Annotated in this window: 25 protein-coding genes; 6 read left to right on the top strand and 19 right to left on the bottom strand. The window is 69.5% G+C overall.

Features of this window, described 5'->3' with window-relative positions; genetic code table 11:
- Positions 1-359: 359 nt before the first annotated feature.
- Together ACEPPI_RS14720 and ACEPPI_RS14715 are read right to left on the bottom strand one after the other, a co-directional pair.
- Positions 360-1,139 carry a TIGR03936 family radical SAM-associated protein gene (locus ACEPPI_RS14720; protein ID WP_373915668.1) on the bottom strand — a complete coding sequence of 260 codons (780 nt, stop codon included), beginning with the start codon at positions 1,137-1,139 and terminating at the stop codon, positions 360-362.
- Between the two features lie 127 nt (positions 1,140-1,266).
- A complete protein-coding gene (locus ACEPPI_RS14715) occupies positions 1,267-2,298 on the bottom strand; it encodes a hypothetical protein (RefSeq protein WP_373915667.1) in 1,032 nt (343 codons plus the stop codon).
- 215 nt (positions 2,299-2,513) lie between these two features.
- On the opposite strand from ACEPPI_RS14715, the gene ACEPPI_RS14710 reads away from it, so the two are divergent.
- From ACEPPI_RS14710 to ACEPPI_RS14695, 4 genes are all read left to right on the top strand, one after another.
- Entirely contained in the window at positions 2,514-4,088 is a 1,575-nt protein-coding gene (locus ACEPPI_RS14710) for a recombinase family protein (protein WP_373915666.1), read from the top strand.
- Between the two features lie 408 nt (positions 4,089-4,496).
- A complete protein-coding gene (locus ACEPPI_RS14705) occupies positions 4,497-4,856 on the top strand; it encodes a hypothetical protein (protein ID WP_198939605.1) in 360 nt (119 codons plus the stop codon).
- A gap of 595 nt (positions 4,857-5,451) precedes the next feature.
- Entirely contained in the window at positions 5,452-6,048 is a 597-nt protein-coding gene (locus ACEPPI_RS14700) for a hypothetical protein (protein ID WP_073773629.1), read from the top strand.
- 175 nt (positions 6,049-6,223) lie between these two features.
- The gene (locus ACEPPI_RS14695) at positions 6,224-6,640 is read left to right on the top strand and encodes a hypothetical protein (protein ID WP_373915665.1); all 417 of its coding nucleotides are present in this window, start codon (positions 6,224-6,226) and stop codon (positions 6,638-6,640) included.
- Positions 6,641-6,716: 76 nt separating this feature from the next.
- Here the strand turns inward: ACEPPI_RS14695 and ACEPPI_RS14690 are convergent, their stop codons facing one another.
- Positions 6,717-7,307 carry a hypothetical protein gene (locus tag ACEPPI_RS14690; RefSeq protein ID WP_373915664.1) on the bottom strand — a complete coding sequence of 197 codons (591 nt, stop codon included), beginning with the start codon at positions 7,305-7,307 and terminating at the stop codon, positions 6,717-6,719.
- A 164-nt stretch (positions 7,308-7,471) separates the two neighbouring features.
- Here ACEPPI_RS14690 and ACEPPI_RS14685 point away from each other — a divergent pair, with 164 nt between their 5' ends.
- A complete protein-coding gene (locus tag ACEPPI_RS14685; protein WP_373915663.1) occupies positions 7,472-8,305 on the top strand; it encodes a recombinase family protein in 834 nt (277 codons plus the stop codon).
- Between the two features lie 64 nt (positions 8,306-8,369).
- Here ACEPPI_RS14685 and ACEPPI_RS14680 read toward each other — a convergent pair whose 3' ends face one another.
- The 15 genes from ACEPPI_RS14680 to ACEPPI_RS14610 all read right to left on the bottom strand — a co-directional run bounded on the left by ACEPPI_RS14680 (position 8,370) and on the right by ACEPPI_RS14610 (position 24,468).
- A complete protein-coding gene (locus ACEPPI_RS14680) occupies positions 8,370-8,834 on the bottom strand; it encodes a hypothetical protein (protein ID WP_373915662.1) in 465 nt (154 codons plus the stop codon).
- An 80-nt stretch (positions 8,835-8,914) separates the two neighbouring features.
- The gene (locus tag ACEPPI_RS14675) at positions 8,915-9,139 is read right to left on the bottom strand and encodes a DUF397 domain-containing protein (protein WP_075970399.1); all 225 of its coding nucleotides are present in this window, start codon (positions 9,137-9,139) and stop codon (positions 8,915-8,917) included.
- 278 nt (positions 9,140-9,417) lie between these two features.
- On the bottom strand, positions 9,418-9,636 hold the full coding sequence (locus tag ACEPPI_RS14670; RefSeq protein ID WP_373915661.1) for a hypothetical protein: 219 nt from the start codon (positions 9,634-9,636) through the stop codon (positions 9,418-9,420).
- A gap of 297 nt (positions 9,637-9,933) precedes the next feature.
- Positions 9,934-10,782: a helix-turn-helix domain-containing protein gene (locus ACEPPI_RS14665; RefSeq protein WP_373915660.1), complete on the bottom strand. Its 849-nt coding sequence runs from the start codon at positions 10,780-10,782 to the stop codon at positions 9,934-9,936.
- 18 nt (positions 10,783-10,800) lie between these two features.
- Positions 10,801-11,325: a DUF6879 family protein gene (locus ACEPPI_RS14660; RefSeq protein WP_373915659.1), complete on the bottom strand. Its 525-nt coding sequence runs from the start codon at positions 11,323-11,325 to the stop codon at positions 10,801-10,803.
- Between the two features lie 564 nt (positions 11,326-11,889).
- Positions 11,890-13,815, bottom strand: coding sequence for a TIGR03960 family B12-binding radical SAM protein (locus tag ACEPPI_RS14655; protein ID WP_373915658.1), 1,926 nt, complete (start codon positions 13,813-13,815; stop codon positions 11,890-11,892).
- A 73-nt stretch (positions 13,816-13,888) separates the two neighbouring features.
- Positions 13,889-15,439 carry a CHAD domain-containing protein gene (locus ACEPPI_RS14650; protein ID WP_373915657.1) on the bottom strand — a complete coding sequence of 517 codons (1,551 nt, stop codon included), beginning with the start codon at positions 15,437-15,439 and terminating at the stop codon, positions 13,889-13,891.
- 79 nt (positions 15,440-15,518) lie between these two features.
- The gene (rodA, locus tag ACEPPI_RS14645; RefSeq protein WP_356217226.1) at positions 15,519-16,718 is read right to left on the bottom strand and encodes a rod shape-determining protein RodA; all 1,200 of its coding nucleotides are present in this window, start codon (positions 16,716-16,718) and stop codon (positions 15,519-15,521) included.
- A gap of 7 nt (positions 16,719-16,725) precedes the next feature.
- Positions 16,726-18,903 carry a penicillin-binding protein 2 gene (gene mrdA, locus ACEPPI_RS14640; RefSeq protein ID WP_373915656.1) on the bottom strand — a complete coding sequence of 726 codons (2,178 nt, stop codon included), beginning with the start codon at positions 18,901-18,903 and terminating at the stop codon, positions 16,726-16,728.
- Positions 18,904-18,916: 13 nt separating this feature from the next.
- A complete protein-coding gene (gene mreD, locus ACEPPI_RS14635; RefSeq protein ID WP_373915655.1) occupies positions 18,917-19,630 on the bottom strand; it encodes a rod shape-determining protein MreD in 714 nt (237 codons plus the stop codon).
- A 12-nt stretch (positions 19,631-19,642) separates the two neighbouring features.
- A complete protein-coding gene (gene mreC / locus ACEPPI_RS14630) occupies positions 19,643-20,584 on the bottom strand; it encodes a rod shape-determining protein MreC (protein WP_373915654.1) in 942 nt (313 codons plus the stop codon).
- A gap of 167 nt (positions 20,585-20,751) precedes the next feature.
- Complete coding sequence (locus ACEPPI_RS14625; protein WP_008738981.1) at positions 20,752-21,771, bottom strand: rod shape-determining protein; 1,020 nt, start codon at positions 21,769-21,771, stop codon at positions 20,752-20,754.
- A gap of 319 nt (positions 21,772-22,090) precedes the next feature.
- Positions 22,091-22,501 (bottom strand): nucleoside-diphosphate kinase, encoded by a 411-nt coding sequence (ndk, locus tag ACEPPI_RS14620; protein ID WP_356217232.1) that lies wholly within the window; start codon positions 22,499-22,501, stop codon positions 22,091-22,093.
- Positions 22,502-22,565: 64 nt separating this feature from the next.
- The gene (locus ACEPPI_RS14615) at positions 22,566-22,922 is read right to left on the bottom strand and encodes a DUF4233 domain-containing protein (RefSeq protein ID WP_373915653.1); all 357 of its coding nucleotides are present in this window, start codon (positions 22,920-22,922) and stop codon (positions 22,566-22,568) included.
- Positions 22,923-22,929: 7 nt separating this feature from the next.
- Positions 22,930-24,468 carry a folylpolyglutamate synthase/dihydrofolate synthase family protein gene (locus tag ACEPPI_RS14610; RefSeq protein ID WP_373915652.1) on the bottom strand — a complete coding sequence of 513 codons (1,539 nt, stop codon included), beginning with the start codon at positions 24,466-24,468 and terminating at the stop codon, positions 22,930-22,932.
- A gap of 117 nt (positions 24,469-24,585) precedes the next feature.
- Here ACEPPI_RS14610 and ACEPPI_RS14605 point away from each other — a divergent pair, with 117 nt between their 5' ends.
- Complete coding sequence (locus ACEPPI_RS14605) at positions 24,586-25,626, top strand: rod shape-determining protein (protein WP_373915651.1); 1,041 nt, start codon at positions 24,586-24,588, stop codon at positions 25,624-25,626.
- A gap of 63 nt (positions 25,627-25,689) precedes the next feature.
- Here the strand turns inward: ACEPPI_RS14605 and ACEPPI_RS14600 are convergent, their stop codons facing one another.
- Positions 25,690-26,838 carry a sensor histidine kinase gene (locus ACEPPI_RS14600; protein WP_373915650.1) on the bottom strand — a complete coding sequence of 383 codons (1,149 nt, stop codon included), beginning with the start codon at positions 26,836-26,838 and terminating at the stop codon, positions 25,690-25,692.
- Positions 26,839-26,924 lie beyond the last annotated feature (86 nt).

Here is a 26,924-nt window from a genome sequence, read left to right as displayed (position 1 = left end):
GCGGCAGCGCCGCCGGGCGGGCCGGCCGGCCGGGAGGCGGCGCGGCGGCGCCTGCGCGGGGGCAGGTTGTCGCTCGGGCTGCCACTGTCGGCGGCGGGGGTGTTCTCGTTTTCGGTGTTGAGCATGCGGGCGGTTCTCCCGTCACGCTCCCGGGCGCCGCGGCTGACATCCGGTCCGGCACGGCTCCGCGCGGGGAGCGCGGAACCGGCCTCCGGGGCGCGTTCGCCACACGGGAGCTGTAGTCCATGGCCGCCGGTTCCGTACGTCTTGTCCGTACGGCCTGGCGGAAGTCTTCAGGTCAGTGCGCTGCCCGACCCAGGTGGCTCCCGAGTGCCAGGGCGGCGCGACGACGACGATCCCTACGCGGCGGGACCTTCCGGCGCCTTCGCGTCGGCGGGCACGGCGGCCGTGGGTGGGGCGGCCGTGACTGCCTCGCGGTCGGGCGCGAGCGGGTCGGTCACCGTGCCGGACTCCTCGTCGAAGAGCCCCTGCGCCAGCCTGGTCACCGCAGCGGGGACCGGCGGCGCCAGGTCGGCCACAGCTCGGAGACCGGACAGGACGTCGTCGGGTCGCACGGCAGGTGTCAAATGCCGAACAACCAGCCGCAGTATCGCACAGGCATTGTCCAGCGGCCTATCAGCCTGGAGGGGAAGAGCTTCCAGGCTGACGACCGCGGCGCGGGTGTCGAAGGTGCGCACGCCGTTCTTGGTGCGGCGCTGCACCTCCACGGTCTCGGCGGTGAGGAACGTCTCCACCGCCCGCTCGGCGTCTGCGGGGTCCACGCCCTCCAGGCGCAGCTCCCACACGGAGGCGGTCAGCCGGTCCGCGAGCCCGGAGGTGCGGGCTTCGACGGCGTCGATGATGTCGAGCCCGACCGGCATCGACTCGTCGAGGAGCTCACGGAGCTTCTCGGGGTCGCGGGGCGCGGCGAGCCCGATCTCCAGGTACTCGGCCTCGCTGCCGGTGCCGGTGGGCGCGGCGTTCGCGTACGAGACCCGGGGGTGCGGGGTGAAGCCCGCCGAGTACGCCATGGGTACCTCGGCGCGGCGCAGGGCGCGCTCGAAGGCGCGCTGGAAGTCTCGGTGGCTGGTGAACCGGAGGCGGCCACGCTTGGTGTAGCGCAGTCGGATGCGCTGCACCACCGGTGCGGGAGGCGGGCCTTCGGGCTGTCGCTTGCCCAGTGGTTCTTCTCCTTGTGCGGGGCGTCGCGGCTCGCGCGTCGCCCTGAGTGTCCGTGGGGCCGGGCGGTCACGCCCCGCCTCCGGCTCACCCCTGTCGTTCGTGCAGGGAGATCTCGGGAGCGGGCGCGCTGCCTACGGCTGTCGTACTACCCAGAGTACGCGCCCGTGACCTCACCGGTTCCCGGGGCGGGGCCCCGAACAGGGCGCGCCGTACCTCGGCGCGGGCTTCGCGGACGGCGGCGCGGGCGGTGCGCCAGATCTCGCGGACGACGTGCCCGAGGGGGGTGGCGACCTGCCGGTAGGCCCAGGCGCAGGGCCGCGCGACGCATCCGCGCCACAGCCGCACCAGTCCGCGCCCGAGAGCCCGGCTGATCCGGCCGGCGAGGTGCCACGCGCCGACGAGCAGCCGGCCGAGGGGGGCGAGCAGGTACGCGTACGCTCCCCGGCCGAGCGGTGCCAGCAGGTACCGGTAGGCGGCGCCCGCGACCGGCACGACGACGTACCGCCACAGCCCGGCCCACGGCCAGACGAACAGCGCCATCCCCAGCGCCCGTCCGGCCAGGGTGATCCCCCTGGCCAGCGGCGCGAGCAGCCGTCGGCCCACCGCGCGCAGGACCCGGCCGAGCCCGTCCCCGAGCGGCCGCAGCAGGCGCGTCAGCAGCGCGCCGCCGACGGGAGTCAGCACGCGGCGCCACAGCGTCACCCACGGCCAGACGAACAGCGCCCACGCGGCAAGGGCCAGGCCCCGGCCCAGCGGCCGGAGCAGGTACGTGGCGACCGCGCTCCCCAGCCGGGCCAGACCCCGCCCGGCGGGGCTCAGCACGTACCGCCACAGGCCCGTCCACGGCCGGACGAAGACCAGCGTCAGCAGGGTCACCGCGACCCGGCCGAGCCCGTGCAGCACCGGCCGCACCACGGCGTCGTGGAACCGGCGCACCCCCCGCCCGGCCGGGCCGAGGACGTGCCGGTTCAGCAGCCGGGCGACGGCGGCGAGCAGGTCCCAGACCACCCTCACGGGCAGCACCACGAGGACGGCCACGATCTTGACCGGGACCCGCAGGACCCCCACCAGACACCCCTCGCCGGCGTTCGCGGGCCGGGGCTTGTCCATTTCCATGCCGCTAAGGACACCAGACGGGCCGGACCCGTTGCGCCGCGCGCACATGCGTGTGCCCCGCCGTTGACGGCGGGGCACACGGACGCGGCTTCAGGCCGGGGTCACTTCACGACCGACAGCGGCAGCAGCTTCTGCCCCGTCGGACCGATCTGGATGTGGGTGTCGAGCTGCGGGCAGATGGACACAGGTCCACATCCACACATACCCTCCGGCCCATGAAGACGTATGCCGTCGAAACCGAGTGGACCGCCTCGGCCCTGGCCCTCTTGGAGGACCTGAGGAAGGCGGAGGCTCTGCTCCCTGCGGATGCTCCGCGCGCCCTGCTGTCCATCCGCCTGTCTGTACTGACGGAGGACACTACGTCGCCCGTCCGGCAGGAACTGGACCTCCGCCTACTGGCCAGAGAGAAGGGGTGCCGCGTCGTCGGTGTCGCCTCTGATCTCAACGTGTCGGCAACGAAGGTTCCCCCGTGGAAGCGGAAGGAACTGGGCGAGTGGCTCAACAACCGGGCCCCGGAGTTCGATGCTCTTCTCTTCTGGAAGCTCGACAGGTTCATCCGCCGCATGTCGGATCTCTCGACCATGATCGAGTGGTGCGAGCGGTACGGGAAGAACCTCGTATCGAAGAACGACAGCATCGATCTCGAATCGACCGTCGGCCGGATGATGGTCACGCTCATCGGTGGTATCGCCGAGATCGAGGCGGCGAACACGTCGACACGAGTCGCGTCCCTGTGGGACTACACCCGTACTCAGGATGCGTGGTTTGTCGGCAAGCCCGCGTACGGCTTTGTCACCACGAAGGCGAACGGAAGGCCGTCCCTTGCCATCGAGCCGAACGCACACAAGGCGCTGCACTGGGCTCGCCGCATGGCGCTTCGGGGAGTGTCTGCCCGGCGCATGACTTTGTGCCTCGTCCGCTCCGGGCTCATGTCTCCAGGGCTCACTACCTCGACTCTCCTCCGGCGCCTCCGTAACCCGGCGCTCATGGGCTACCGGGTGGAGGAGAACAAGAACGGCGGCGTGCGCCGCTCGAAGCTGATACTCGGACACGACGGCAAGCCGATCAGGGTGGCCGATCCCATCTTCACCAAGGAGGAGTACGACGAACTCCAGGAGGCCATCGACCGGCGGGGCAAGAACCAACCCCAGCGCCAGACGCACGGCGCGACGAAGTTCCTGGGAGTCCTCACCTGTGTCGACTGCACGTCGAACATGACCGTGCATGTCACGACCAACAAGTTCGGCCAGTACCAGTACCTCCGGTGCCAGAAGTGCAAGAGCGGGGGGCTCGGCGCACCCGATCCACAGGGTGTGTATGACGTGGTCGTGAACGACGTACTGAGAGTCCTCGGCGACTTCCCCGTACAGGTTCGGGAGTACGCGCAGGGGGCGGAGGCTCGGGCCGAGGTGAAGCGGCTCGAAGAGGCCATCGCCTACTACATGGCGGGCCTTGAGCCAGGAGGCCGCTACACGAAGACGCGGTTCACTCAGGAGCAGGCGGAGAAGACCCTCGACAAGCTGACCGACGAGCTGAGCGCGATCGACCCCGAGACCACGCAGGACCGCTGGACACTCGTCCACAACGGGAAGACGTTCCGCGAAGTGTGGGAGTCGGGAGGCATGGAAGCCATGGCCGAGGATCTGCGCCGCGTCGGCGTCACGTGCGAGGTGACTCGAACCAAGGTCAAGGGCGTGCGCGCTCCCTCCGTGCACCTGCGGCTGAAGATCCCTCGCGATGTGCGCGAGCGTCTCGTCATCAAGAGCGACGAGTTCGCCGCCAAGCTCTGACGGACCCGTGCCCCTGCCCTGTCTCGCCTGCCGCGCGAAGGGCGGGGGCTCCTCCGATCAGGTTGACGACCGAACAGCCTGCCGTGTAAGAAGAGCCTCCCGCTCCTTCGAGGAGCGGACACCGTAGCTCCCGCCGTGTGACGGCGGTAGAGCTGGCCACTCCGCGAAGGGGCCGCCATCCCAAGGGGCTGGCAGGGGAAGCCAAGGGCACCCCGAAGCGCAGGACGGTACTGCGCGACTTCCACTCACCCGCCGAGGTACAGCTACGCGCTGCCCTCGGCCGCCGCCAGGAGGTCGCCACCCCTTGAACATCACCATCGAAATCGTCTGGACCTGTGAGGTCTGCGCATCACCGCTCGCCGACGGGGAGACGCACGACGACTGCGCCGGCGCCGAGGCGACCGGCCGATGAGTACGAGCAGCATCGACTTCGGACAGGGCCGCACCTGGGGCGGCGTCTCCCAACAGGAGTACCAGCGGATGGCCCGAGACCCCCGGCACCCGCTCGCCTACCGCATCCACTTCGCAGCCCTCGGGTGGGCCGACCGCCAGGGACACGCAAGCTTTGGTCCCGGCAAGCTCGCAGCACTGCTGGGCAAGGAGGGCAAGCCCCTGTCCGATCAGAGCACGAACAACGCTCTGGCCCGCGCCAGGCAACTCGCCCTTGTCTCTCCCCGGTCGGGGGCCGCTTGTCTGCTCCTCCCCTACCACCTCTTCCAGAAGAGGAAGGGCGCACCGGTACCGTGCCGCCTTCACCTCGACCGGTGACTACTACATCCGTCGCGTGTAGCCAGCACACGCCTCCCGTGTAGCGGGTCGGCACCTCACCTGCGGAAACGTTCGTCTCCTCTCTTTTCTTTTTTGTCCTCACAGTTGCGGCCCCGAAGGGGCCGACAGAGGAAGGCATCTTCGACCTACGGCAAGCGAAGAGGGGGCGCGGCAGCGCCCCAAGTGGCAGGCACCGGCGAAGCAGTAAGCAGTGGGCGGCCGGACGGCCGCTACAGTCCGAAGCCTCTACGGCAGAGCGGCCCCGAAGGGGACCGACAGGAGCAAGCCCAAGGGGGCGCTGCCGCGCCCCACAGGACGTGAGGCTCCATTCTGCGCACTCCTCCGCCGTCACCAAGGAGGCAGCGCAAGCCTGTGACCAGGCGCTACGCCGCCGCCGACTGGAGTACAGGCCAGCCTGAGAGACACTGAAACCGTGGCGCGATCTTGGCCGGTATGACATGCCGGTCGCCGTTGAAGGGCGCAAGGGTCATCCCCCACCTCCACAGGTCAACCGACTCGGTTGGGTCAGGGGAGCCAGTGGTGAAGACGCCAAATTCGCTACGCGTTGGCCCGCCTTGCCAGCACACTGGCAGTCATGGACGAGCTGTACGTGGTCAGGCATGAGCCGACCTGGCGCGAGGAGCCGGAGCCGGACGACGAGTACGACAACGACACGGACCACAAGACCGTGTACGCCCTCTTCGGCCTGGCCATCTACAAGGCCAACTGCCTGGAACACTCCCTCGTCAACACTCTCGCGCTCACCAAAATCATCACGGCGAGGGAGCAGGGAGAGCAGCTCATCCGCGACCCCTGGACTCAAGGCTTCAAAGACATGATGGGCAAGCTCATCAAGCGCGTCGAGCCGCACACCAGTGCCTACCCGGAGGTCGTTGACGACCTCACCAGGAGCCTGAAGCGGCGTAACGACCTGGTTCACAACTTCTGGCGCGAGCGCATCCCGGACATCATCAGCGATGCTGGCCGGGCCAGGCTGTGCGCGGACCTGAAGGCCGATTGCCGGCTACTCACGCAGACAGACGAACGCTTCAGCGCGAGGGTCTTGGACCCCATCATGGAGAGTATGGGGATCACGGCCGAGGCGGTTGAAGCCCAGTACGCGAAGGAGCGCCGCGAGGCAATGGCGCGCTACGAGACGGAGGCATTCACGGCTGGGGAGGACTCGGCCTGACCTGCCTGTTCGCTCTGCCCTTCAGGGCACTGGCTTCGGGCTGGCCGCCGAGCCGCACGCTTCGGACACCCCGCACGCCTGCACCCTGACCCACGCCGTCGACCATCGGCGGGAGGCTCTGTTCGATTCGCCGCCGTGCGGGCGTAGGCAGATCCTGAAGTAGGAGGTGAACATCATGGGGGAGAAGAAGAACTGGGAAGTAATGGCGGACCTGGACAAAGGGGCCAGCACCCTGGAGCGGACTCTCGCCCTGGCCAAGAAGGCGAGCGACAACGTTGAAGTAAGCATGCCTTTCTACGGTGAGCAACGTCGTGCAATCGAGTCGGCTCGCAAGCTGACAGGGCAGATGAAATTCGACCAGGCGTACGCGCTGTTGGATCAAGTTAACGCCGTCCTGGAAGAGCACGGGCGGAAGATCGAAGAAGAGCTGACCCGGCGCGAGAAGGAGCTCGCCCGCAGGCAAGCCGCGAGGTCAGAAGATGTCGAGCCCTGGCCATCCCATCGAGCGCTCGTGCGGGAATTTCACCAGAACGAGTTGGACTACCAGTGGTACAAGACCCACTACAAGGTTCCCGGTGAGGGTCGCGACTGACCCTACGATCGACCCTGAAACCGTGGCGCAATCTTGGCCGGTAAGACATGGCGGTCCGGACTTGCCCGCCAGGGGGTCATACCCCACCCCCGTTCGCCCCCTCGGGAGGCTCGGTTACCTGCTCTCTCCTCAGCTGCGTAAGAAGGGAGCGACAGATCCAGTCGAAGACTCCGGAGCCCGCCCGACTCAACTCGTAGGCCAAGGTTTCCGCTTCTTCGTAGGAGATCTCGATGGAGGCCACAGCCGTGCGCCTCTTGCTGACAAGCGCCCACGCTGCGCTGGGTAGCGGCTCAGTCTCCAACACATGCTCCGGCGACCACATGCCGTGCACCAAGTGGTTCCGTCGGGCGAGCAGGGGCTTGAGGGTCGCAAGTGTGGATCGGCACTCGGTGCGCTGCGCTTCCGTGATCTCCCGGTTGATCTTCACGAGCGCCGTACACGTATCGATCAGCTCATACGCTCCAAGCCCCGCAGCCACAACCTCGGCGTACTTGCTGTCGATGAGGCAGGTCATCAGTTGGCGCAGGTAGTACTCCAGCGCAGCACTCTGCCTCGCCACCTCACCCACCAGGAGAGACATGCGCCGCTGTATCTCCTCCATCTCCTCGTCCGATCGGAGGATCGGAAGCCCATCGAGATGGCTTGGCAGGACCGCTTCGTCAGACATGACGAAGAGCGTACCGAGACGCGTCTCACAAACCTTCGTTTTCGGGACGGGAGCGCCAGGCTCGGGGCGTGTCCATTTCACCCACACTCGGATGTCTCGCAACCCGTCCCGAAACATCACTCTCACCACTGGCTTTCGGGACACGTTTGTGAGACGGTCTCGTCATGACCACGAACACCCCGGCCGCCCAGGTCGAACGTCACGCCTGCCCGAAGTGCGAAGCTCCCGCCGGTAGCCCCTGCCGTACGACGACGGGCAAGGTGGCGGCGAACTACCACACGGGCCGCTTCGCCCTGGTGCCCGCGCTCAAGGCGGAACTGACCATCAAGACTCCGACCGACCGGAACCCAGGGAAGGTGTGGACACAGGGCGCTCCTGTCACACAGGTGCCCGACGCGATACCGGGCGCAGCGATCCGGCTGGGCTACGCCCGTTGCTCAACTGTTGGACAGGAACTCCAGTCGCAGTTGGACATGCTTGCCCGTGCCGACTGCACCCGCGTGTTCTCGGAGAAGATCAGTACCCGTGTGAAGGAGCGGCCGGAGCTTGAGAAGGCGCTCACGCTGGCACGGGAGATCAAGGCAGCCGCGCCGAATCAGCCGGTCATCCTGACCGTGGTCGAGATGAAGCGGCTTGCCCGCAGTGCGGCAGAGCTGATGACGCTGTCTTCCACCCTTCAGGCGGACGGCATCCAACTGGAACTCCTGTCCGGTCCCCTTCAGGGTGTGTACGACCCGAACGGGGCTGGTGCCATCGTGTTCGCCGTGCTCGCCGTCAGTGCAGAGGTGGAGCGGGAAGGCATCCGGGAGAAGACGTTGGAGGGGCTGGAGGCTGCGGCCCGTAAGGGCAACGTCGGTGGGCGTCCCTCCGTCGTGGACGATGACACCCTGGCCGTAGCCCGTGCCCGGCACGCCAAGGGAGACAGCGTCACAGCCATCGCAAAGGCCCTGGGGATCGGTCGTGCCACGTTGTACCGCCACTTGGGAGAGAGCGCCTGAGACAGGCGCACACAGACGCAGACAGGCCCTCGGCATACGCCGGGGGCCGCTGTCATGCGCTGGCCTACCGGGCGGGACAGGCCAGGTCCGGAGCGGAGCGGTTCGGCGAGCACGTCACAAGAGCGACGGAGTGGAAGACAGTGCCCTTCAGGTAGTGGCCGAGGGACACGTCTCCTCCCCACGTCAGCCGCTCGACCGCACTCTTCACCAGGAGAACCAGCCTGGTCACTTCCCGATCCTGCTCAGAGGCGAACCGGGGTGCGAACTCTGCGAGCTGAAGGCCCAGCCACTCGCCGGCCTCCTTGGGCTCCTCCCATGTCCCTCGGATCATCGAGGGCGGTTTCATCAGCCAGTGCGCCGTCTGGATCGGAGGGAGGTCGGTAGTCGGGAAGACTGCCACGGCTTCCCGGTACCGGTCGTGCACTTCTTGCTCACTGGTCGCCGCCGGAGCCTGGCCGGGCGGTCTGCGGACGCTCTCCCTGTCGAACGTCTTCTTCTCCCCCACCCATGCGTAACCGTGGTGGTGCACCGCTGCTCCGTTCCGAGAGATGACGACGGCCCCGCCCGTCGGCGTGAGGGCAGGGCCGTCAGTTCAGGTGGTGCCGTCGATCAGGCGGAGAGGTCGAAGCGGGCGGGGTCGATGCCCGCCGCGTCCAGCTCGGCCGTGGTGAAGCGCAGCGGCTCGGCGTCCGGGCGCTTGCTGTCACCCATGGCCCACGCGTCCGGCCCGATCTTCGCGAGGGTCACGCACGCCTCGCCGTCCGGGTGAGTACTGCCGCCGCATGCCTTCGAGAACTCGGCTCCCTCGATCGGGAGCCCGTACAGGTCGGTCATCGTTGTGCCCTTCCTGATCTGCTTCACGGCCGAGCGAGTGCCGGCCGCGTCCCGCCCTCGATGGAGCGGAAGTCTTGGGTGGGTGCTCCGGTTTCCCTGCGTCCGAAGCGGTTGCCCTCACCGCCCAGGGCGGCACCTCAGTCAAGGGGCGGACCGGGCCGGAGCCTGGGCACGTCAACCCAGACGAGACACGTCCTGTCTCTGCTCTACGGCTTGTCGATCGGGGGACTACCTGCCTCCCGCCGGGAGGGCAGCGGTGACAGGATTCTGTGAGCGGCTCAAGGAGCCGAGGGAACCCGCAGCACCTCTGCGATCTGCTCGACCGCATCAGCGCGGATCATCCCGAGGTGGACGTACGCCTTACCGGTGTGCGTCACCATGGGCCGGACGCTGCTCCACGCGGACTCGGGAACGCCGAGCGCGGCGAGTGCCGCGCGTATGGATTCCGTCGCGTCCGTTGCCTGCGACCAGGCATCTCGCCACGTCTGCATGTCCATCAGTGGCCGGTCCCGTGCATCCGAAGCAGGATGTTGCAGTCGACGACCGTCGTGCCGTCGCCCTCCAACCCGGCAGCCTTCCGAAGCTGACCGAGTCGCGCGCACTCGGGGCAGCCAGGCACCGGACGGGGCGCAGGTCGCTCCTCCCGAATCGGCAGCTCTACCGGCGCTTCCTGCCACCGCGTGGGTTCTGTCTTCGTCACCGTCGCGCCCTCCCTGTCGCTTCCGAGGTCGATGAACAGACCGTAGGGAGCGGGGTTGTGAGGGGTCCACGCTGTTGCACGCGGTTGCACGGATTCACCCGAGGGCAGCGAGAGCCTTCGTGATCAGCGCACGGGCTTCGGCTCCGCGCACGGCGGACCGGGACAGCTCGGAGAAGGCCCGAAGGTAGGTACGGATCTCGCCGGGCGTGGTCAGGTTGATCTCTGCGGTGAGAGTCTCCACCGCCACCTGTTGATCGTCGAAGGCGTAGAAGGCTTCGAGCGGCCAGACGGTACGGCGGGCCCGTGCGGGGATGATGCCGAGGGAGACGTTCGGCTGTCCCATCACCGAGAGCACGTGTTCGAGCTGGGCCGCCATCGCGGCATCGTCGCTCACCCGGTAGTAGAGAACCGTCTCTTCGAGCACCAGCGCGAACCGATGATCCCCCTCCCGGATCACACGGGACCGTTGGGCCCGAGCCTGCACGGCGTCGGCCACGTCGTCCGGGGTTCCCTGGAAGGCTGTGATGGACCGTAGAAGTCCTGTCGCGTAGCCGGAGGTCTGGAGCATCCCCGGCATGACGTTCGAGGCGTACACGCGAAAGGAGCGGGTCCGCTGGTACAGCGGGACAGTCTGCTCATGAACTCGGCGCATCCCGTCACGGTGGATCTGCCGCCACTCGACGTACATCAACTCTGCGTTGCGGGACGCAGCGATCAGATCGGCCGCGTGATCGTCGGCTCCGCAGGCAGCGCACCAGGCACGGATGTCTGCGTCCGAGGGTGGCGTCTTGCCCCGCGCGATCCGGGATGACTTCGACTTGTGCCAGCCGCACAGAGCGGCCAGCTCATGCCCTGTCAGGCCAGCGTCTTGCATGAGGCCCTGCAAGCGGGCAGCCACAGCGGCTCGTGCCGCTTGGGCGCTGGAGAGTGGAGAGGAAGGCATGAGCTGACCGGTCAGGAATCAGACGGCGTACTTCTCGTGCGGGATGGCTCGCTCCCACACCGCTTCGAACGCCGACGCGCACAGCTCAACTGCGGCAGGGTCTTCCGTCTGGTCAGTGTGGACCCACCGGCCGAATCCGTCGAAGACGTTGAACTGGACAAGGCGGCCGTCGAACAACCAGAAGTCGTTGCCCGGCAGGGCAAGGTCCGAGGCGTGGCGACGGGGCAGCCAACGGATCTGCTCCCCGGCAGCCACGTTCGTGAAGGTGCCCGAGTGCTCGAAGGCGATGTAATCACTGACGGGCTCCGAGACGATGCGGGCACGTCGGATGACAACACCCTTGGCCGTGACCTCCTGAACGAGGTCGAGCCACGGACGCCACCACGAACCCCGGTCCTCCGGGTCGAGCCGGCGCCCTTGCTTCCACGCGGCGAAGCCTTCGATCTCGTTCGCAACGCCGTACGTGTCGCGCATCTCAAGATGCACGGCTGACTCCTGCACTGACCTGATGAGGTCAGAGAAGTCAGTCAGACTCTGCGACACGGAGCGCCTCCCTGAGAAGCGGGATCATCCGCTTCGGAACCCTGATCACCGACTCGTGCCCGGGGATCGGCACATCCCGCGAGCTCTCGCCCGTGGTCCGCTCGTCTGCCGTCCACCCCTGGATCACAAGATCCTTCGACTCCTGGTCCACCCACACAGCGGGTGATCCGTGATCTCCGGACTCGGGATCTTTACCGACGAACCGTAAGGCCATGGTGTCCCTCCCTGTCGAGCGCGTTGCGCCTGGTTGCACGACCTTCACTCTGTCGGAACCTGCGGGTCAAGAGGGCATGTTCACCCCGATCCGACCCGATGCTGTCCGGCGATACGCAGAAGGCGCCCGGACCTTTACGGCCCGGACGCCTCTCGTCAGCTACACCCACTCGACCGCCGAGACGATGCCCGGATCTTGCCGAGGAGCAGGGAGCGGCGTGCGCCGCACAGGGCGGGAAGCCTGCTCGCGCTCCTTCGCCCCGAGCCCTCGAAGGATCTCGGTACGCTCCGCCTCGCTCATGCCAGCGAGCGTCTCAGCCATCCTCTGGACGGCATCGCCGCTGGTCACGGCTACTTCTTGACCTCAAGCGGGAGCAGCTTCTTACCCGTCGGTCCTACTTGTGGCCATGTGTCGAACTGAGGGCAGACGCCGCAGTCGAAGCACGGGGTCCAGCGGCAGTCCTCGACCTCGGTCTCGTCGAGGGCGTCCTGCCAGTCCTCCCAGAGCCAGTCCTTGTCGAGGCCGGAGTCCAGGTGGTCCCAGGGCAGGACCTCCTCGTAGGTGCGCTCGCGGGTGGTGTACCAGGCGACGTCGACACCGTAGGAGGGCAGCGTCTCCTGCGCGGCCCGCATCCAGCGGTCGTACGAGAAGTGCTCGCGCCAGCCGTCGAAGCGGCCGCCGGACTCGTACACGGCGCGGATGACGTCGCCGACGCGGCGGTCGCCGCGCGAGAGGAGGCCCTCGACGATGCCGGGCTTGCCGTCGTGGTAGCGGAAGCCGATGGAGCGGCCGTACTTCTTGTCGCCGCGGATCTTGTCGCGGAGCTTGCCGAGACGGGCGTCCGTCTCCTCCGCCGACAGCTGCGGCGCCCACTGGAAGGGGGTGTGCGGCTTCGGCACGAACCCGCCGATCGAGACCGTGCAGCGGATGTCGTTCTGGCCGGAGACCTCGCGGCCCTTGGCGATCACGTTGACCGCCATGTCACCGATCTGGAGGACGTCCTCGTCGGTCTCGGTGGGCAGGCCGCACATGAAGTACAGCTTCACCTGGCGCCAGCCGTTGCCGTAGGCGGTGGAGACCGTGCGGATCAGGTCCTCTTCCGAGACCATCTTGTTGATGACCTTGCGCATGCGCTCGGAGCCGCCCTCGGGGGCGAAGGTCAGGCCGGAGCGGCGACCGTTGCGGGTCAGCTCGTTGGCCAGGTCCACGTTGAAGGCGTCGACGCGGGTCGACGGCAGGGACAGGCCCACCTTGTCGTCCGAGTAGCGGTCGGCGAGGCCCTTGGCGATGTCGGCGATCTCGGTGTGGTCCGCCGAGGAGAGGGAGAGGAGGCCGACCTCCTCGAAGCCGGTCGCCTTGAGGCCCTTCTCCACCATTTCGCCGATGCCGGTGATGCTTCGCTCCCGCACGGGGCGCGTGATCATGCCGGCCTGGCAGAAACGGCAGCCGCGGGTGCAGCCGCGGAAGATCTCCACGGACATGCGCTCGTGGACGGTCTCGGCGAGCGGGACCAGGGGCTGCTTGGGGTAGGGCCACTCGTCGAGGTCCATGACGGTGTGCTTGGACACGCGCCACGGCACGCCGGAGCGGTTCGGCACGACACGGCCGATGCGGCCGTCCTCCAGGTACTCCACGTCGTAGAAGCCCGGCACGTAGACGTTGCCGGTCTTCGCGAGGCGCAGCAGCACTTCCTCGCGTCCGCCCGGGCGGCCTTCGGCCTTCCAGGCGCGGATGATCTCGGTCATGTCGAGGACGGCCTGCTCGCCGTCGCCGATGACGGCGCAGTCGATGAACTCCGCGATCGGCTCGGGGTTGAAGGCCGCGTGGCCGCCCGCGAGCACGATGGGGTGGTCGACCGTACGGTTGCGCGACTCCAGCGGGATGCCCGCCAGGTCGAGGGCCGTGAGCATGTTGGTGTAGCCCAGCTCCGTGGAGAAGGACAGGCCGAACACGTCGAAGGCACCGACCGGGCGGTGGCTGTCGACGGTGAACTGCGGCACCTTGTGCTCGCGCATCAGTTCTTCGAGGTCGGGCCAGACCGAGTACGTGCGCTCGGCGAGGACGCCCTCGCGCTCGTTCAGCACCTCGTAGAGGATCATGACGCCCTGGTTGGGCAGCCCCACCTCGTACGCGTCCGGGTACATGAGCGCCCAGCGGACGTCGCACGACTCCCAGGGCTTCACCGTGGAATTGAGCTCACCACCGACGTACTGGATGGGCTTCTGCACATGCGGGAGCAGAGCTTCGAGCTGTGGGAAGACCGACTCGGACATCACGCGACTTTCGTGAAGCGGGCAGGGGGCGACTCTCAAGCGTACCCCGAGGGCCGGACCGCCCCCGCCCACGTGATCACGTCAGGGCGGCTCGCAGCGCGGGGTCGGCGGCCTCGGCCCAGACGGCCGGCAGCTCGCGTTCGCAGCGCGCGGTCACGCCTTCCTCGCGGCCGTACAGGACGCCCCAGGTGAAGGCGGACTCGCCGGCGTCGGACGCCTGGAGGGCCAGCCGGTGCAGGGCCTCGCGGGCGACGACGCCGTCGCGGTGCTCGCCGAGCAGGGTCTGCACGGCCTTGGCGGCCTTGGCCAGGCGCTGGGCCGGTTTGCCGAGGGCGGGGGCGGCGGCCTCGGCCGCGTAGCGGGCGCGCTTGGCCGCCTTGCGGGCCTCGTGCAGGGCCGTGTCGCGTTCCTCACCGGGCTCCAGCTCCAGCGCGGCGCCGACCCGGTGGGCGAGGCGGTCCCAGTCGCGGAGCACGGCCTTCGGCAGGACGCGCACGGCCGGGCGGGCAGCGCGGGCGCGCAGGGGCGGGTCGGCCAGCAGGGCGTCGAGGGCGTCGAGGAGGGCCAGGTGGCGCGGGCTGTCGAGGGCGGCGACGGCGCGGCGGCGGGTGGCGGAGCGGCGGGCGGCGTTCCAGGTGCGCAGCCGGGACCGGACCGGGCCGTGGACCAGGGTGCGCGGGAGTTCCCCGAGGCGGGTGCGCAGCCGTTCCAGCAGGACCTCGCGGTCTCGGTCGGCGCCGAGTTCGGCGGCGAGGTGGCGCAGTTCCTCGCGGAGCGGGTCGGTGGCTGTGCGGTCGACGATCCGGCGGTGGCTGGCGAGCGCGCTGCGCAGCCGGCGGGTGGCGACGCGCATCTGGTGGACGGAGTCGGGCAGATCGAGGCGGACGGCGGGGTCGAGGGCGATCAGGGCGTCGCGCTGTTCGCGCAGGTACGCCAGCAGGTGCGCGCCCGCCGTGCCCTCGGGAGGGCCTTCGGCGGCAGCGGCGGGGGCCGGGGCGGCGCCGGTCTCGGCGAGGGCGCGGGCGAGCTTCGAGGGGGCGTCGCTGACCCGGAGTCCGGCCTTGCGGAAGCGCTTCTCGACGGCGTCGAGGAGGGCGGGGTCCACGCCGTCGGCGAGTTCCACCTCGACCTCGGTCCAGGTGGCGACGGCGGTGCCCCGCTCGGCGCGCACGGTGTCGGTGCTCAGCTCGGCGAGGAGGTCGCCCCGGGCGTCGAGGAGGTGGCTCACGACGCGTTCGGAGCCCAGCCTGACCTGCGGTTCGAGCCCGGAGCCGCGGACGCGGGAGCGGACGAGGGCGGTGAGGGCGCGGGGCGGGGTGTCGGCGAGGGGGGCCCGGATCTCGTCGCGGACGCCGGGGGCGACGGGCAGTTTCAGGTGCCAGCCGGCGTCGTGGCCCCCGGTGCGGCGCCGCAGGGTGAGCCCGGCGGCGGCGAGCCGCCGGTCGGGGGTGTCGTAGTAGACGGCGTCGAGGCGGACGGTGCCCTCGGCGCGGACCTCGGTGATCCCGGCGGTGCCGGTCAGGTCGGGGAGGCGCCCGCGGCGTCCGGTGCCGGCTTCGCCGCCCTGCGCGCCGTCGCCGTGCGTGAACTCGAATTTCCGCTCGATCTCGCGCTTGGTTTCCGCCATGAACCGAATCTAATGCGGAACGGGGTGCGGTGGGAGGCCGCCGTCCGCTCCGGCGGAAAGCGGCCCCCTCACGGCGCGATCAGGCCGACATGGGGCGTTGGACGCGGATGGACTGGAGTAGTCCGATCGCCACCCAGACGGCGAACATCGATGATCCTCCGTAGGACACGAAGGGCAGCGGGAGCCCGGCCACCGGCATGATGCCGAGGGTCATCCCGATGTTCTCGAAGGCCTGGAAGGCGAACCAGGCGATGATCCCGGCGCACACGACGGTGCCGTAGAGCTCGGTGGTCTCGCGGGCGATGACGCAGGCCCGCCAGAGCACGACGCCGAGCAGGACCAGGATCAGTCCGGCGCCGAGGAATCCGAGCTCCTCCCCCGCCACGGTGAAGACGAAGTCGGTCTGCTGTTCCGGGACGAACTGGCCGGTGGTCTGCGAGCCCTTGAAGAGCCCGGAGCCGGTCAGCCCGCCGGAGCCGATCGCGATGCGCGCCTGGTTGGTGTTGTAGCCGACGCCGGCGGGGTCGAGCTCGGGGTTGGCGAAGGCCGCGAAGCGGTTGATCTGGTACTCGTCGAGGACTCCGAGCTGCCAGATCAGGACGGCCCCGGCGGCGCCGGAGGCGAGCAGGCCGACCACCCAGCGGTTGGAGGCGCCGGAGGCGAGCAGCACGCCGAGCACGATGACGACCATGACCATGACGGAGCCGAGGTCGGGCATCAGCATGACGATGCCCATGGGGGCGGCGGCCAGGCACAGTGCCTTCATCACGGTGCGGTGGTCGGGGTGGGCCAGGTCTCCCGCGTCCACCCGGGCGGCGAGCAGCATGGCCATGCCGAGGATGATCGTGATCTTCACGAACTCGGAGGGCTGGAGCGAGAAGCCGCCGCCGATCACGATCCACGCGTGGGCGCCGTTGATGGTGGCGCCGAGCGGGGTGAGCACGGCGATGATCAGGACCAGGGAGAGCCCGTACAGGATGGGCACGACTCCGCGCAGGGTGCGGTGCCCCAGGGCGATGGTGCCGATCATCAGGACCAGGCCGATGCCGGTGTTCATGGCGTGGCGCAGGAGGAAGTAGTACGGGTCCCCCTGGTTCAGGGTGGTGCGGTTGCGGGTCGCGGACCACACCAGCAGGGCGCCGAGGGTGGACAGGGCGAGCGCGGACAGCAGTATCGGCCAGTCGAGCCGGCGCAGGACGGAGTCCCGGGCGGTCAGTTTGGCCACGGGTCCGCGCTGGGGTGCGTACCGGGAGACGGAGAACTTGTTGGCGGTCTGCATCGGGGCCTCAGTCCTGCCGGTGGGCGGGCGGGGCCGGGGGTCCGGCGAGCGCGGGCGGGGCGGATTCCTCCGGGGACGGCGGCACGTACGGCCGGACCTCGGGGGCGTCGATGGAGCCGTCGGGCTGCACCTTGGGCAGCTCGGCCTCGGGCTTGAGCAGCAGGGCCTTCTTGGGGTCCTGCTTGCCGGCCATGTCGAGGCCGTAGATGGCGTTGTAGACGTTGCGCACGGCGGGACCGGAGGCACCGGAGCCGGTGCCGCCCTGGGAGATCGTCATCACGATCGTGTAGTCCTCGGTGTACGTGGCGAACCAGGAGGTCGTCTGCTTGCCGTAGACCTCGGCGGTGCCGGTCTTGGCGTGCATCGGGATCTCCTTCTGCGGCCAGCCGCCGAAGCGCCAGGCGGCGGTGCCGCGGGTGGCGACGCCCTCGAGCGCTTCTCCTATCTTCGACCGGGTCTCCTCGGTCATGGGCAGCTTGCCGTGGGCCTTCGGCTTGATCTCCTCGACCTTCTTGCCGTCGGCGCTGACGATCGCCTTGCCGATGGTCGGGTTCCACAGGGTGCCGCCGTTGGAGATGGCGGCGTAGATGGTGGCCATCTGGATCGGGGTGACGAGCGTGTCGCCCTGTCCGATGGAGTAGTTGACGGCGTCACCGGCGCGCATGAGGTTGCCTTCGAGGCAGTTCTCGTAGGAGAGCAGCTCGACGTAGGTGCCGCCCTTCTTGCCGGTCTTGCACCACTGGTCCTTGTTGGCCTCCCAGAACTTCTGCTTCCACTCGCGGTCGGGGACCCGGCCCTTCTCCTCGCCCGGCAGGTCCACGCCGGTCTCGGCGCCGAGACCGAACTGGTGGGCGGTCTTGTAGAAGATCTGCGCCGGGTTCTTCACCGGATGGAGCCCGCCGTCCTTAAGCCACTGCTGGTGGCCGAGGGCGTAGAAGACGGTGTCGCAGGAGACCTCCAGGGCCCGTCCGAGGGTGATGTTTCCGTGGCCCTGGGACTCGAAGTTCTTGAAGACCTGGCCGCCGATGGAGTACGAGCTGGGGCAGGGGTAGTCGCCGTCGAACTTGTACCCGGCGTTGACCGCGGCAGCGGTCGGGATGACCTTGAAGATGGAGCCCGGGGCGGCCTGGCCCTGGATCGCCCGGTTCATCAGCGGGACGTTGGACTCCTTGGCGGTGAGCTTGGCGTAGTCCTTGCCGGAGATGCCGCCGACCCACACGTTGGGGTCGTACGTCGGGTTGGAGGCCATCGCCACGACCCGGCCGGTCTTGGACTCCAGGACGACGATGGCGCCGGCGTCGGCCTTGTAGGGGACGCCGGTGTTGCGGTCGATCTGCTTGCGCGCCTCGACCATGGCCGCGTTGAGCTCGTACTCGGCGACCCCTTGGACGCGGGCGTCGATGCTGGTCACCAGGTTGGCGCCGGGGACGGCGGGGTCGTTGGCGGCCTGGCCGATGACCCGGCCGAGGTTGTCGACCTCGTAGCGGGTGACACCGGACTTGCCGCGCAGTGCCCTGTCGTAGGTGCGCTCCAGGCCGAAGCGGCCGACCTGGTCCGAGCGCAGGAACGGCGAGTTGGTGTTCTTCGCCTTGACGATCTCGTCGTCGGTGACCGGGGAGAGGTAGCCGAGGACCTGGCCGGTGTTGGCGCCGCCGGGGGCCGGGTAGCGGCGTACGGCGGTGGGTTCGGCGGTGATGCCGGGGAAGTCCTCGGGGCGTTCGCGGATCTGGAGGGCCTGCTGGGTGGTGGCCTCCAGGGTCACCGGGATGGGCTGGTAGGGGGAACCGTTCCAGCACGGCTGTGGGGTCTTGGAGTCGCAGAGGCGGACCTTGTCCATGACGTCCTGCGGCTTCATGTCGAGCACCCCGGCGAGGCGGGTCAGGACGCCCTTGCCCTTGTCCTTTATCTTCATCAGCTCGGTGCGGCTGGCGGAGACGACCAGCCGGGTCTCGTTGTCGGCCATCGGCACGCCGCGCGCGTCGAGGATGGAGCCGCGCACGGCCGGCTGGACCACCTGCTGGACGTGGTTGTTCTTGGCCTCGTCGGAGTACTCCTGGCCGTTGCGGATCTGGAGGTACCAGAGCCGGCCGCCCAGTGTGAGCAGCAGGGAGAAGACGAGCACCTGCAGGATGACGAGCCGGATCTGCACCCGGTGGGTGCGTCCGGTCTCCGGAATGTTGGTCACGACTGCTCCCCCGTCACAGCTTCTTGACGCTCTTCACGCCTTTGACGCCCTTGACGCCCTTGACGCCCTTTATGCGGCCGGCCCGGTTGGCGCGGCCGCGCGCGGTCTTCAGCCGCAGGCCGCCGCGCTGGCTGCCGATGCGCAGCCCCGTTCCGCCGGCCAGCCAGCCGGAGGCGACGTCCTTGCCCTGCGGCGGGCCCCCGTTGGCCTCGACGGCCATCGGGTCGTTCTCGGCACGACGGGCGAGCGCCATGAGGAACGGCACCGTGAAGGGCGCGAGCAACAGGTCGTACAGGGTGGCGGTGAACAGCAGGCCGGCCAGGCCGACGTGCCGGGCTGCGGTGTCTCCGACGAGGGCGCCGACGCCCGCGTAGAGCAGGGTGGAGGACATCGCGGCGGCGACGACGGTGAGCATCGGGCCCCAGGCGGAGCGGAACCGCCCGGTGTCGGGGCGGACGAGGCCCACGAGGTAGCCGATGAGGCACAGGACGAGGGCGTACCGGCCGGCGGCGTGGTCGGCCGGCGGGGCCAGGTCGGCGAGCAGGCCTGCACCGAAGCCGATGAGGGCTCCGCCGACGGGCCCGTAGACCAGGGCGAGGGCGACCACGGTCAGCAGGACGAGGTCGGGGACGGCCCCGGGCAGCTGGAGCCGCCCGAGGACGCTGACCTGGATGACGAGGGCCACGGCGACGAGCGTGCCCGAGAGCAGGATCCGGTTGAAGCGCATGGTGGTCGGCTCCTACTCGTCGGCCGGCTTGACGGACGCGCCGGCGGACGGGGTGACCGTGACCGTGACCGTCGGGGTGGGCTTGGGGGCCTCGGGCTTGGGGGGCAGGACGGCGTCGCGGGGGTCCTCGCGCGGGGGCATGACGACGACGCCGACGATGTCCAGGCGGGAGAAGCCGACGAACGGCCTCACCCACACGGTGCGGGTCAGGTCCCCGCGGGAGGGGTCGACCTTGACGACCTCTCCGATGGGGACGCCGGGTACGAAGGGCTTGTTGCCCCGGGAGCCGAAGGTGACGAGCCGGTCGCCCGGGTTCACCTTGGCCTTGCCGTTGAGCATCTGGACGGAGAGGGCGCGGTCGCCCTGACCGGTCGCGAAGCCGAGCTCTCCGGTCTTCTCCAGCCGGGTGCCGACGGTGAAGTCGGGGTCGTTGGCGAGCACCACGGTGGCGGTGTCGGGGCCGACGGTGGTGACGCGGCCGACGAGTCCGTCCCCGTTCAGGACGGTCATGTCACGCTCGATGCCGTCCTTGCTGCCCGCGTCGATGGTGACGGTCCAGGAGAAGCCCTGGGCCGCTCCTATGGCGATGACCTCGGCGCCCTTGATGCCGTACTGCCCGGCGCCGGCCCGCTTGAGCATCTCGTCGAGCTCGTGGATGCGGCTGCGGGTCTGGTCGTCACTGCCCAGCTTGGCCTTGAGCGCGGTGTTCTCGCGCTCCAGCGTGGCGATGCGGCTGTGGCGCTGGTCGGAGTCGCGTACGGCCCCTATGGCGTTGGCGACCGGATCCACCGCGGTCGCCATACCCTTTTCGACGGGGCCGAAGACCGCTGCGGCGGCCTGCCGGGCCCCGTCGACCGGCGACTCCTCTCCCGCCCTGATGTCCACCGTGATCAAAGCGAACGCGATGGCGATCAGCAGCACCAGGAGCAGCCGGCTCTCTCGTGTGTCCCTCACGTGCGGAGGCCGTGCCTTCCTCGTAGAAACCCATGCGGCGGAGCCGCTCCGGTGGAGCCGGGGCATCCACCGGACTGTGCCTGTATATCAACGATCCGCCGCACCGGCGCGGTAGCACCCGTACGGCGGATCCTTGTGTTCCGCATGCCCCGTTCGCGGGGATTCGATCACCGCCGGGGCTGGGCGTCCAGAACCTGCTGGAGGGCCTCGAACTCCTCGACGCACTTGCCGGAGCCCAGGGCCACGGAGTCGAGCGGGTCCTCGGCAATGTGGATCGGCATGCCCGTCTCGCGGCGCAGGCGCTCGTCGAGCCCGCGCAGCAGGGCGCCTCCGCCGGTGAGGACGATGCCGCGGTCCATGATGTCGCCGGAGAGCTCCGGCGGACACTTGTCGAGGGTGGTCTTGACGGCGTCGACGATCGCGTTGACCGGCTCCTCGATGGCCTTGCGCACCTCGGCGGCCGAGATGACCACGGTCTTGGGCAGGCCCGAGACCAGGTCGCGGCCGCGGATCTCGGTGTGCTCGTCCTTGTCGAGGTCGTACGCCGACCCGATGGTGATCTTGATCTGCTCGGCGGTGCGCTCGCCGAGGAGGAGCGAGTACTCCTTCTTGATGTGCTGGATGATCGCGTTGTCCAGCTCGTCGCCGGCCACCCGGATGGACTGCGCGGTGACGATTCCGCCGAGGGAGATGACGGCGACCTCCGTGGTGCCGCCGCCGATGTCCACGACCATGTTGCCGGTGGCCTCGTGGACGGGCAGGCCCGAGCCGATGGCGGCGGCCATGGGCTCCTCGATGATGTGCACCTGGCGGGCGCCGGCCTGCGTGGACGCCTCGATGACGGCGCGGCGCTCCACTCCGGTGATGCCGGAGGGCACGCAGACCACCACGCGCGGGCGCGCCAGGTACCGGCGCTTGTGGATCTTGAGGATGAAGTACCGGAGCATCCGCTCGGTGATCTCGAAGTCGGCGATCACGCCGTCCTTGAGGGGCCGTACGGCGACGATGTTGCCGGGCGTCCGGCCGATCATCTTCTTCGCCTCGGAGCCGACCGCCAGGATGCCACCGGTGTTCGTGTTGATGGCGACCACGGACGGCTCGTTCAGGACGATTCCCCGGCCCCTCACGTACACCAGCGTGTTGGCGGTCCCGAGGTCGATCGCCATGTCACGGCCGATGAACGACATGTTGTTCCCCTTGTTCCCCATGAGGAGCGTCTGGCCTTCCAGTTGATAGCGGCTGCTGTCAGGGTCGGCGAGGTGGGTGTGTGGGTGGAGGCCCCATCGTAGTGCCGCAAGTGCGCACTCCGCGCGACGGGACTCCGGCAATCCCGCCGGAACGGATACCCGCCCCCTTAGTGGTGACGTCGTGTCCTGTCCAGGCGTTCCCGGTTGCCACCCGCAATACCGAAGGGCGACCGAAATTACTTCGGTCGCCCCAGGTCATGAGCGCTGTTTGGCTGATGTCTCGTCAGGAAAGAGTGCCCCGAAAGGCCCCCTGCGGCCCTCAGAGGGAGGGGAAGAAGAGCTTCAGCTCGCGCTCCGCGGACTCCTCGGAATCCGAGGCGTGGACCAGGTTCTCCCGGGTGACGGTGCCGAAGTCGCCACGGATGGAACCGGGCGCCGCGGCGATCGGGTCGGTGGGTCCGGCCAGCTGGCGGACACCCTCGATCACGCGCTCCCCTTCGACCACGAGGACGACGACCGGGCCGCTCTCCATGAAGCCCATGAGGGGCTCGTAGAACGGGCGCCCCACGTGCTCGGCGTAGTGCGTCTCCAGCGTCTGACGGTCCAGCGTGCGCAGCTCCAGCGCGGGAACGGTCCAGCCGGCCTTCCGCTCGATCCGGCCGATGATCTCGCCGATCAGGCCGCGACGGACGGCGTCCGGCTTGAGGATGACGAGCGTGCGCTGGGTCATGGTCTAACTCCTTGCGGCATACGGGTGCGGTAGGGCGAATCTACAGGGCCGTTACGGTGACCCGTCACGCAGCGTCAGGGGCAGCGGCCTCGGCCTGCGCGGCCCAGCGTGCCTTGATCGTGTCGATGCGTCGGCCGTAGTGCACCGAGCACCACCACAGGGCCGCGAAGACCACGCCCAGGAAGAACATCGTGGGCACCACGAAACCGCTCGCGATCAGCCCGATCTGCAGCGCCCAGCCCAGCTGGACGGCGCCGGGGCGCGACAGCATCCCGCACAGCAGCACCGACAACAGCATGGTCACGCCGCAGACCGTCCACACCTGGGCCTGCGTCAGGTCCGGGTTCTTCATGGCCACCAGGCCCGCGAAGCCGACGATGAAGAATTCACCGATCAGCGTGCTCGCGCAGAGCGTGCGCATCGATCCCTCAGCCCCTCTTGAACAGCAGGCGGGCCTCGCCCACCGTGATCACGGAACCGGTCACCAGGACCCCGGCCCCACCGTATTCGGCCTCTTCCTCCGCCAGGGTGACGGCCGCCTCCAGGGCGTCGTCCAGCCGCGGCTCCACCTGCACCCGGTCCGCTCCGAAGACCTCGACCGCGATGGCCGCCAGCTCGTCCGCGCCCATCGCCCGGTGGCTGGTGTTCTCGGTGACGACGACCTCCGCGAAGATCGGCTCGAAGGCCTCGAAGACGCCCTTGACGTCCTTGCCCTCGCTCGCCGCCACCACACCGATCAGCCGGCTGAAGCCGAAGGCCTCGGTGACCGCCTCCGCGGTCACCTGCGCGCCCGCCGGGTTGTGCGCGGCGTCCAGGATCACCGTGGGGCTGCGGCGCACGACCTCCATGCGGCCCGGCGAGGTCACCGAGGCGAAGGCGCGGCGCACCGTGTCGGCGTCCAGCTCCCGCGCGTGCTCCCCGCCGACCCCGAAGAAGGCCTCGACTGCGGCCAGCGCCACCGCCGCGTTGTGCGCCATGTGGGCGCCGTACAGCGGCAGGAAGATGCCGTCGTACTCGCCGCCCACCCCGCGCAGGGTCAGCATCTGGCCGCCGACCGCCACCTCGCGGGCGACGACACCGAACTCCATGCCCTCGCGCGCCACGGTCGCGTCGACCTCGACGGCCTTCTTCAGCAGCACCTGCGCCGCGTCCACCGGCTGCTGGGCCAGGATCACGGTGGCGTCCTGCTTGATGATGCCGCCCTTCTCCTGGGCGATCTCGCCGGGCGTGGAGCCGAGCCGGTCCGTGTGGTCGAGGCTGATCGGGGTGATCACGGCGACCGAGCCGTCGATCACGTTGGTGGCGTCCCAGCTGCCGCCCATCCCGACCTCGACGACGGCCACGTCCACGGGCGCGTCCGCGAAGGCCGCGTACGCCATGCCCGTGAGCACCTCGAAGAAGGACAGCCGGTACTCCTCGGCCGCGTCGACCATCTCCACGTACGGCTTGATGTCGTGGTACGTCTCGATGAAGCGCTCGACGCCGATCGGCGCCCCGTCCAGGCTGATCCGCTCCGTGACCGACTGCACGTGCGGGCTCGTGTAGCGGCCGGTGCGCAACTCGAAGGCGTTCAGCAGGGCCTCGATCATCCGGGCCGTGCTGGTCTTGCCGTTCGTGCCGGTCACGTGGATCGACGGGTACGCGCGCTGCGGCTCGCCCAGGACGTCCATCAGCGCGGCGATCCGGCTGACCGACGGCTCCAGCTTGGTCTCGCCCCAGCGCGTGGCGAGCTCCTGCTCCACCTCCAGGAGCGCCTTCGCCACCTCCGGGTCCTCGGGGCGGGAGGGCACCGGATCACCGGCGGGCGGCCCGGCCTGGGCGCGCAGGGTGCGGCTGCCGGCCTCGATCACCGCCAGGTCGGGGTCGCGGTCGGACTCTTCCGCCACTATCTGGTCGAACTCGTCGAAGGATTCGTCGAGGTGGTCGACGCCGTCACGGTCGTGGCTCTCGGGCTGCTGCTCACTCACGCACCCAGTCTACGGACGAGGGCCCCCAGGACTTTCGGCCCGGCCGTTTCGGGACCTTCGACTACGAAAGCGACCGGATCGTTATGCAAGCCTTGCGGACAGGAGATTGGGGAACAAATGCCGCAGGCCAGCGCCAACAAGACAGCTTCCAGCCGCGACATAGGGATGGACCTGGGGACCGCCAACACCCTCGTGTACGCGCGCGGGCACGGAATCGTCCTCAATGAGCCGTCCGTGGTCGCGGTCAAGGCGGGCACGACCACGGCCCTCGCCGTCGGTGCCGAGGCCAAGGAGACCATCGGCCGCACCCCGGGCTCCATCACCGCGATCCGCCCCCTCAAGGACGGGGTGATCTGCGACTACGAGGTCGCCGAGGAGATGATCCGGCACTTCGTCCGCAAGGCCGTCCCCGGCCGCCGCCCCCGCACCCGGATGGTCATCTGCGTCCCGTCCGGGGTGACCCCGGTCGAGCGGCGGGCCATCATCCACGCCTCCACCCGGGCCGGCGCCAGGAAGGTCCACCTGATCGAGGAGCCGATGGCGGCCGCGATCGGCGCCGGACTGCCCGTCGCCGAGGCGCGCGGCTCCATGGTCGTGGACATCGGCGGCGGCACTTCCGAGGTCGCCGTCATCTCGCTCGGCGGCATCGTCACCTCCCGGTCCCTGCGCGTCGGCGGGGACCGGCTGGACACGGCGATCATCGACTACGTCCGCAAGGAGCACGCGCTGCTCGTCGGCGAGCGCACCGCCGAGGACATCAAGATCGGCATCGGCTCGGCCTGGCCCGTCCCGGACCGGCCCGAGCTGGAGACCCGCACCTTCACCGTGCGCGGCCGCGAGAAGGTCGGCGGCATGCCCAAGACCCTGGAACTGGGCGCCGCGGACGTCCGCTCCGCCCTCGACGAGCCGATCGAGGCGATCATCGCCGCCGTCCGCGGCACCCTGGAGGAGTGCCCGCCCGAGCTCTCCGGCGACGTGATGCAGCACGGCATCGTCCTCACCGGCGGCGGCGCCCTCCTGCCCGGCCTCGACCTGCGCATCGCCTCCGCCACGGGCATCCCGGTCTTCGTCGCGGACGCCCCGCTGGACTGCGTGGCCCTCGGCTCGGGCAAGTGCGTCGAGGAGCTGGACACCCTGGGCAGCCTCTTCGCCAGCTAGGACGCCCGGGTCCTGTCGTCGAAGTGGCGCCGGGCGTCGCGGGCCGGGCCGGGCGCCACGGCACTAGCCGCGCGGGAGCGTCGCCACGACCTCGTACGCGTCCTCGCCGCGGGTCGCCGTCAGGGTTCCGCCCAGGCTGCGGACGCGCTCGGACATGCTCGCCGTGCCCGAACCCGCCGAGACCGGGGCCCTGCCCGGGGTGCGGGCCGGGAGGCCGTTGCTGACCGCGATCCGCAGCTGCGGCCCGTCCACCCGGATCACCACCTCGATGGTCTCCCCGTGCGCGTGCTTGGCCGCGTTCGTCAGGCACTCCTGCACCACCCGGTAGACCGCCGCCTGCCGCAGCGGCGACAGCGCGTGCGCGTCCGGGTCCATGGCCAGACGCACCGGCGAACCGGCCCGGCCGCTCTCCCGCGCCAGCTCCTCCAGCCCGTCCACACCGGGCGTCGCGGCCCTCTCCCCGCGCTGCACGATGATCTCGTTGAGCACCAGGTGGGCCCGCCGCGCCGTGTCCGCCAGCTCCTCGAAGTCCTTCGCGTACGAGGTCTGGCGCGCCCGCATCGACAGCACCTCGGAGCGCACCGTGAGCAGGGTCAGCTCCCGGCCGACGAAGTCGTGGACGTCCCGGGCGACGGAGGTGCGCTCCTGCTGGACGGCGCCCTGCACCGCCGCCTCCGCCCGGCGGGCCTGGAGCTCGTTCACCAGGTCGTGCCGGTACGCGGCGATGCCCACGGCCGAGGCGAGGACCCCGATCGGCACCACCAGGCTGAGGAAGGCGCTCAGGGTCTCCGCCCTCGGCTCGGGCCAGCCCGGAAGGCTGAACACCGCGAGCGCGAAGGCGACGTAGCCGAGGGTGGCCAGGATCCCGGCCCGCCGTCCCCGGTAGCGGCCGACGGAGTACAGCGCGAACTGGATCAGCGTCAGCTCGTGCAGCCAGCCGATGAACAGCAGCGAGGTGACGTACGACGCCCACGGCAGCCGGCGCCGCACCAGCAGCGTCGCGCAGCCCGCGGTGAGCACGACGGCCGCCTGCGGCCCGGTGAGGGAGTTGTCGGCGGCGGCCAGGCCCGGCAGGTCCAGCACCATCAGGGCCAGACAGCCCAGGGCCGTCAGGACGTCCTGTGCCCGCGGGGAAGCGGCCCAGCCCTCGGTGAGCCGACGGCAGGAGGCCGCGACCCGTTGGAACGCCGAGGCGGCGGGCTTGACGTGCATGCCCCCCATCATCCGTGGTCCGCGCCCCGGATCGGATCCACGAGACGGACATATGAAGTGATATACGGCACTGTGGGCGCCTTCGG

Origin of the sequence: Streptomyces sp. AB3(2024), from assembly GCF_041862025.1 — a bacterium.
Lineage (GTDB): Bacteria > Actinomycetota > Actinomycetes > Streptomycetales > Streptomycetaceae > Streptomyces.
Note: the sequence above shows the minus strand (reverse complement) of the source record. Positions and strands in the feature narration are given on the sequence as shown.